The organism is Stappia sp. MMSF_3263, from assembly GCF_030733745.1.
GTDB lineage: Bacteria > Pseudomonadota > Alphaproteobacteria > Rhizobiales > Stappiaceae > Stappia.
Window position 1 is genome coordinate 61356 of sequence record NZ_JASHIK010000024.1, and the last position, 7244, is coordinate 68599.

A 7244-nucleotide genomic window follows, 5' to 3' on the forward strand; every position below is an offset into this window, starting at 1 on the left:
ACGCGCCGCGAGATCGGACGGACCGGCATCATGCAGAGCGGCATTTCCAATCCCGGAGCACAGGCCGGAAACCTGCCGGCGGCGGAGACCCCGATGAGGGAGACGCTTGCCGGTCCCGCGCCGCGCCGCGTCTCGGTGCCCGTCAAGATCGGCTCCGTCACGGTCGGCGGCGGCGCGCCCGTCGTCGTGCAGTCGATGACCAACACAGACACGGCCGATATCGACGCCACCGTCGCCCAGGTCTCGGCGCTGGCCCGCGCCGGTTCGGAGATCGTCCGCATCACCGTCGACCGCGACGAGGCCGCCGCCGCCGTGCCGAAGATCCGCGACCGGCTGGCGCGCATCGGCTGTCATGTGCCACTGGTCGGCGACTTCCACTATATCGGCCACAAGCTGCTTTCCGATCATCCGGCCTGCGCCGAGGCGCTGGAGAAATACCGGATCAATCCGGGCAATGTCGGCTTCAAGGACAAGCGCGACCGGCAGTTTTCCGACATCATCGAGATCGCCCTGAAACACGACAAACCGGTCCGGATCGGCGTCAACTGGGGCTCGCTCGACCAGGACCTCCTGACCCATCTGATGGACGAGAACGCCAGGAGCGCCACCCCCGTCTCCGCCCCCGCCGTGATGCGCGAGGCGATCATCCGCTCCGGCCTGCTCTCCGCCGCCCGGGCCGAGGATCTCGGCATGGGCCGCGACAAGATCATCCTCTCGGCCAAGGTCAGCCAGGTCCAGGACCTGATCCAGGTCTATGCCGACCTTGCCGCGCGCTGCGACTACGCGCTGCATCTCGGCCTCACCGAAGCGGGCATGGGCACCAAGGGCATCGTCGCCTCGGCCGCCTCGATGGGCATCCTGCTGCAGCAGGGCATCGGCGACACGATCCGCGTGTCGCTGACCCCGGAACCGGGCGGCGACCGCACCCGCGAGGTGCAGGTGGCGCAGGAACTGCTGCAGGTGATGGGCTTCCGCGCCTTCGTGCCGATCGTCGCCGCCTGCCCCGGCTGCGGCCGCACCACCTCGACCGTGTTCCAGGAACTGGCTCAGGACATCCAGGAGAACATCCGCGTCTCCATGCCCCTGTGGCGGGAAAAATATCCCGGCGTCGAGGCGCTCAATGTCGCGGTGATGGGCTGCATCGTCAACGGGCCGGGCGAGAGCAAGTTCGCCGATATCGGCATCTCGCTGCCAGGCACCGGCGAGAGCCCCGCCGCGCCCGTCTTCGTCGACGGCAGGAAGGTCGCCACCTTGCGCGGACCGACAATCGCCGACGACTTCAAGGCGATGGTCGACGACTATATCGAGGCCCGTTTCGGCGGCGCCGGGCGCAGCGCGGCCGAATGAGCGCGCGGCCGGGAGGCGAGGTCCTCGTCATCACCTCGCAGGTCGTGCGCGGCGCCGTCGGCGGTCGCCCCTCCGTCTTCGCGCTGGAACGCCTCGGCTTCCCCGTGTGGTTCCTGCCCACCGTGCTGCTGCCCTGGCAACCCGAGCAGGGCATCGGCCATCGCGAGGTGCCCAGCGATGCCAGCTTCGCCGCCCTTGCCGGCAACATCGCCGGCGCCGACACGCTCGCCAATGTCAGCGCGGTGATCTCCGGCTATCTCGGCAGCCCGGGCCAGGCGGACGAGGTGGCGCGTCTGGTCGGCACCGTGCGCAAGGCCAATCCCGATATGCTTTATCTCTGCGATCCGGTCATCGGCGACCAGTCCGGCCTCTACGTGCCCGAGGAAACCGCCACCGCGATCCGCGACCGGCTGTTGCCGCTGGCCGATGTCGCCACCCCCAACCTCTTCGAACTGGAGTGGATGACCGGCGACCGGCTGGAGAGCGAGGCGCAGGCCATCGCCGCTGCCCGCGCGCTCGGCCCGGCGCGGGTGCTGGTCACCTCGTCGCCGGCACTGCGCCGCAACTCGGTCGCCAACCTGCTGGTCACCGCGCGCGGCGCCATCGCCGCCGAGCACGGACTGGTGCCGGATGCGCCGAAAGGCACCGGCGACCTGATCGCCGCCCTTCTGACAGCCAACCTGCTTGCCGGTCTCGACGACGAGACCGCGCTGAAGCGGGCCGCCGCGTCGGTGTTCGAGCTGGTGGCCCGCTCCGTCAAGCACGGCGCGCGCGACCTGCTGATCGCCGCCGAACAGGCCGCCCTCGTCAATCCGATGGCGCTCGTCTCCTGCCGGCGGGTGCTCGACGCGCCGCTGCGCGCCTGAAGGGCGGCGCGATGCGTGCCGGCCTGCGCGTTGCCGGCGTCGATGGCTGCCGCGCGGGGTGGATCGCCGTCATTCGCGAGAGGGATGCGCGGCACCCGGACGCGGACCCGCGCCACACGCTCATCGTCACCGAAGGCATCGCCACGCTTTTCGGCGACGCAGCGCTGGAAACCATCGCGATCGACATGCCGATGGGCCTGCCGGAGCGGGCCGGTCAAGGCGGACGCGGCCCGGAACGGGTCGTGCGGCCGCTGCTCGGCGCACGCCAGTCCTCGGTCTTTTCCGTTCCCTCCCGCGCCGCCGTTGCTTGCGAGGAATATGGCGAGGCCTGCCGCGTGGCGCTGGCGACGTCCGATCCGCCCCGCAAGGTCTCCAAACAGGCCTTCCACCTGTTTCCCAAGGTCCGCGAGATCGACGCTCTGCTGACGCCGGCGCTGGAGGCGCGCGTCTTCGAGGTCCATCCGGAGCTCGCCTTCTGGCGCCTCAATGGCGAGCGGGCGATGCGCCTGCCGAAAAAGGTGAAGAGCGCGGCGAGCATGCCCGGCATCGAGGAACGCGCCGCCTTGTTGCGGCATCACGGTTTCGAAGCGGAATTCCTGGAACAACGCCCGCCGAAGGGGGCGGGACGCGACGATCTCGTCGACGCCTGCGTCAATGCGGTGATCGCCGAACGGATCGCGGCCGGACGCGCCGAGTGCTTTCCCCGCGACTTTCAGCGCGACGGCAAGGGATTGCGGATGGCGATCTGGGCGTGAGGGGAGCTCCGGCCCGCATGCGGCCGGAGCGGCAGGTCAGGGCTTGGCCGGGGGGACCGGAGCGTTCGGGTCGACCGGTCCCTGCGCCTTCGCCGCGTCCGGGGACCCGCCGGAGAACAGACGGCCGAAGAACCCGCCGGAGGACTTTTCCTCCGTCGGTGCGAAGGCGGTCTGCTGCGAGGGCGCGTCGGCCGGGACGGGCGTCATGTTGGCGGTCTGGCTCGCTGCTTCAGCAGGGGCGGTCGCGGCGACGGCGGTCGCCTGCTCAGCATCGGCCTTGGCGGCCTCGTCCGGGTTGTTGCCGAAGATCGCCGCGATCTGCGCCTTGCGCTTCTCCGCGCGGGCCTCGGCCTCGGCGATCTCGATGATCTTCTGCTCGTCCTTCTGCTGCTTCTTCAGCACCGCCATCTCGACGCTTTCGGGCACCTTGTATTCGGGGCACTTCGCCGTGGCGCGGAAGGGCACGCCCTCGACCAGCGGCACCGCGTCGAAGACATAGCGCTTCTCGCAGACCTCGGTCTTCGGCGGGACTTTCGTCACCTCGAAATGATCGTAGCCGCGCTTCAGCATCTTCCAGAAGTCGTAATGCTCGGAATTGCGGTGGGCGGCCATGTTCTCCGCCGTCATGCGGAAGGGAAAGGCCTGGACCTGGAACGAGCGCTGGCCGCCCTTGAAGCTCTCCCGGGCCAGGGCGTAGATGTCCTGCACCTGGGCATCGGTCATCGCGTAGCACCCGCGCGAGGAACAGGCGCCATGCACCATCAGGTGCGAGCCGGTGCGGTTGTACGCACGGTCGAACTTGTTCGGGTAGCCGAGATTGAAGGCCAGGTGATAGCTGGAATTCGGATTCATGAGCGCCGGGGTGATCTCGTAGAAGCCCTCCGGCGCCTGACGGTCGCCTTCCTTCTTCTTCGGACCGAACTCGCCGGACCACTTGCAGATCTCGAAGCTTTCCAGCAGCGCATAGCGGCCGGACTTGGTCTGCTTCCAGACCTCGAGCGTCGAATCCTGCTTGAAGATGCGCAGCATGATCGGGCTGGTCAGGCTCATGCCGAGACTGGTCAGCTTGCTCTTGACGTCGCTGCTGACCGGTCGCTGGTGCTTGGGCCCGTAGCCGAGCTCGTCAGCCTGACAGCCTGCGAGAACCGTCGCAAGTGCCAGGGCAGCAAGCGCCCTGCGTGTTGTCCTGCCGAACCGCGCGATACCCTGCGCCATGATGACCGTCCGTTCAAAGAGTGAGGCGACCCGCCCGTCTGGCTGTGCTTCCGGCCGGGCCAAACATCGCCCGCTCCGGCCCCAAAGGCTAGTCACTTAGGGTTTACCCGAGGTTACCGTGCCCGGAACCATCCGGTCACGCGAAACTGGCGCGCGCGCCCAACCACGTTCTGGTTGGCGCAAGATTCGGGCGTTTTGGCGGCAGACCCGGGATTTACGGCGGCAAGACCGCGCCGGCGGCTCAGATCGAGCGGCCGATGGCCAGGAACTTCTTGCGCCGCTGGTCGCGGATCGCGGCGGCATCCAGCCCGTCGAAGCGGGCCAGCGCCTTGTCGATGACGGTGCCCGCCCGGTCGACGACAATCGCCTTGGCGCGATGCGCGCCACCGAGCGGCTCCTCGACGATCTCGTCGATCACCTTGAGCTGGATCAGGTCCTGGGCGGTGATCTTCATGTTGGTGGCCGCGTCCTGCGCCCGCGCGCTGTCGCGCCACAGGATCGAGGCGCCGGCTTCCGGCGAGATGACGGAATAGATCGCGTGCTCGAGCATCGCCACATGGTTGGCCGTGGCGATGGCGATGGCGCCGCCAGAACCGCCCTCGCCGATGATCAGCGAGACGTTCGGCGTGCCCAGCGCCAGGCACGCGTCGGTCGAACGGGCAATCGCCTCCGCCTGGCCGCGCTCCTCGGCGCCGATGCCGGGATAGGCGCCGGCCGTGTCGACGAAGGAGACGACCGGCAGGCCGAACCGCTCGGCCATGTCCATGATGCGCACCGCCTTGCGGTAGCCCTCGGGACGCGCCATGCCGAAATTGTGCTTCAGCCGCGACTGGGTGTCCGCGCCCTTCTCCTGACCGAGAATCGCCACCGAGCGCCCGCGGAACCGGCCGATGCCTGCAATCACCGCCGCGTCCTCGGCATAGTTCCGGTCGCCGGCCAGCGGCGTGAAATCCTCGATCAGCCCGGCGATGTAGTCGACCGCGTGCGGCCGGTCCGGATGGCGGGCGACCAGGGTTTTCTGCCAGGGCGTCAGGCGGGAATAGATGTCCTTGAGCGTCTGCTCCGCCTTGGTCTCCAGCCGTTCGATCTCGTCCGACACCTCGACCGCCTCGCCCGAACCGGCCACCGCCCGCAACTCGTGGACCTTGCCCTGCAGGTCGGCAACGGGTTTTTCGAATTCGAGGAAGCTGTGCATCTTGAAACGGGTCCGGAGGCTGGGCGGGGCGGGCGGATCCGCTCCCGGGTGAATTGCGGCGCGACACTGGCGAGACCGGCAGGCCCTGTCAAGCCACGCGCCCTCACGAGATGGCGCGTTGCGGGCTAAAATGCAAGCGCCGGCGCGGATCTCCCGCGCCGGCGTGATGCCGCCACCTTGGGCGCGGACCGGTCAGTTGGCCGCCTGGTCGCGCCCGTTGGTGAATTTCAGCTTGCGCGGTTCGACCACCAGCGTGCCACTCTTGGTGCCCATTTCCACCCGGTAGGGCACGAAGACACCCTGCGAGCCGATCGGCGCGAGCCACGCCTCCATCTTGCGGTTCTCCGCCATGTACTTGACCGACGCCGTCGACGGGCGATGCCCGGCGACCGGGATCCAGCGCGCCGTGCACACGACGACTTTGCCGTCATAGCCCTTGCCGGAAACGTCGCGCATTTCCTTGTAGCTGAGCTGGATGTCGAAACGGGTCCAGCCGTCGAAGACCGGAATGCGCCGGTTGCAGACGCTGGCGTCGGGCTTGCCCCTGGCGGCCTTCGCCGGCATCAGGATGGCGCTAAGCGGATCGACCACGTTGCGGGTGTGCTTCTTGGTGACCTTGATCCGCTCCGCGTTCGGCTTGAACTTCGGGGTGACGCGCATCGAGCGCACCTTGCCCGAGCCCTGCGCCAGGTCGACGAAGAAATCCCGGTCGGCGGCACGCGAGGCCATCTTGTAGCTCGAGGGCACCACCGATTTGCTGGACACCCAGCCCGAGGCCTGCGCGCCGCCCTTGCCCGCGGAAAACAGCGTGCCGATGCCTGCCGGCTCCATGCCGACCTTGGCCGAATAGGCGTTCTTCTGCAGCACAAGGGACAGCGAGCCGCGGGCGATCTTGAAGCCCGAGACCGAGATATCGTAGACGCCGCCGAGGCGGGCCGTCTCGGCCAGCGCCGGCACGACAGGAACCGCCATGAGAGCCGCGAGCGCGACACCGAGCAGCGGGCCCGCGCCAGAGCGTGGCAGGAAGCTGGAAAGGGAGAGCCTGGACATGGGAACCTCACACACCGCACGGCCACGGCCGGCCGGACAGACAACACGCATTTCCAATCACATCCGCCATCGCGGCATCCGGCAGGACACGCGCTGTTGAACGGAGACCGCCCGTACCGGGCAGCGATGCGAAGCCGGATGGCCACCCTCAGCCGTCCCCGCAGGTCCGGGACACGCCCGGGTTTGACGCATCATTGTCCGCATGCACGGTAACCGCATGGTTAACGGACTGCAAATGATCCCGCTCATGCCCGAAATAATAGCGGCACGCCCTCCCGCGCATCGACGACACACGCCCGTTCGCACGCAACATGCCTTGACGGCGCGGGCATCGCCCCGTATAGCAAGCCGACTTTTTCATCCATTGCCGGTGAATGGGCGCCGGACCATGCGGGTCCGCGAACGCCCCCGCGATAGCGATCCGGCAGTCTTGAAAGCGGGGCAAGCGCCCTAATCGTTGAAACGTTCGGGGCCTGAACCCCGAGAGAAAGAAAAAGGTGTCCCATGGCACGCCGTTGCGAACTCACCGGCAAGGACGTGATGACCGGTAACAACGTCAGCCACGCCAACAACAAGTCCCGCCGCCGGTTCCTGCCGAACCTGTGCAACGTGTCGCTTCTGTCCGACGCGCTGGGCGAGACCTACAAGCTGCGCATCTCGGCGCACGCGCTGCGCTCGGTCGAGCACCGCGGCGGCCTCGACGCCTTCCTCATGAAGGCTGCCGAGAGCGAGCTGTCGCCGAAGGCCCGCATCCTGCGCACCGAGATCAAGCGTCGCCTGGCGGCAGCCGCCGCGGCCTGATCCGGACGCGGGGGG

7 protein-coding genes are annotated in these 7244 nt (G+C 68.2%); 4 read left to right on the forward strand and 3 right to left on the reverse strand.

Going from position 1 to position 7244, the window contains the following annotated elements; genetic code table 11:
* Window positions 1–93: 93 nt before the first annotated feature.
* The 3 genes from ispG to RBB46_RS20290 are packed head-to-tail and all read left to right on the forward strand — an operon-like array spanning window position 94 to window position 2968.
* Window positions 94–1347, forward strand: a complete 1254-nt coding sequence (ispG, locus tag RBB46_RS20280) for a flavodoxin-dependent (E)-4-hydroxy-3-methylbut-2-enyl-diphosphate synthase (protein WP_306030869.1) — start codon at window positions 94–96, stop codon at window positions 1345–1347.
* On the forward strand, window positions 1344–2213 hold the full coding sequence (pdxY, locus tag RBB46_RS20285; protein ID WP_306030860.1) for a pyridoxal kinase: 870 nt from the start codon (window positions 1344–1346) through the stop codon (window positions 2211–2213). The genes ispG and pdxY overlap by 4 nt, the downstream gene beginning before the upstream one ends.
* A gap of 11 nt (window positions 2214–2224) precedes the next feature.
* Window positions 2225–2968, forward strand: a complete 744-nt coding sequence (locus RBB46_RS20290) for a DUF429 domain-containing protein (RefSeq protein ID WP_306030861.1) — start codon at window positions 2225–2227, stop codon at window positions 2966–2968.
* Window positions 2969–3004: 36 nt separating this feature from the next.
* On the opposite strand, the gene RBB46_RS20295 is transcribed toward RBB46_RS20290, so the two are convergent.
* The 3 genes from RBB46_RS20295 to RBB46_RS20305 form a co-directional block, all read right to left on the reverse strand.
* Window positions 3005–4183, reverse strand: coding sequence for a murein L,D-transpeptidase family protein (locus tag RBB46_RS20295; RefSeq protein WP_306030862.1), 1179 nt, complete (start codon window positions 4181–4183; stop codon window positions 3005–3007).
* A 241-nt stretch (window positions 4184–4424) separates the two neighbouring features.
* Window positions 4425–5378, reverse strand: a complete 954-nt coding sequence (locus RBB46_RS20300) for an acetyl-CoA carboxylase carboxyltransferase subunit alpha (protein WP_306030863.1) — start codon at window positions 5376–5378, stop codon at window positions 4425–4427.
* Window positions 5379–5570: 192 nt separating this feature from the next.
* Entirely contained in the window at window positions 5571–6428 is an 858-nt protein-coding gene (locus RBB46_RS20305; protein ID WP_306030864.1) for a DUF3108 domain-containing protein, read from the reverse strand.
* Window positions 6429–6932: 504 nt separating this feature from the next.
* Here RBB46_RS20305 and rpmB point away from each other — a divergent pair.
* The gene (gene rpmB, locus RBB46_RS20310) at window positions 6933–7229 is read left to right on the forward strand and encodes a 50S ribosomal protein L28 (protein WP_306030865.1); all 297 of its coding nucleotides are present in this window, start codon (window positions 6933–6935) and stop codon (window positions 7227–7229) included.
* Window positions 7230–7244 lie beyond the last annotated feature (15 nt).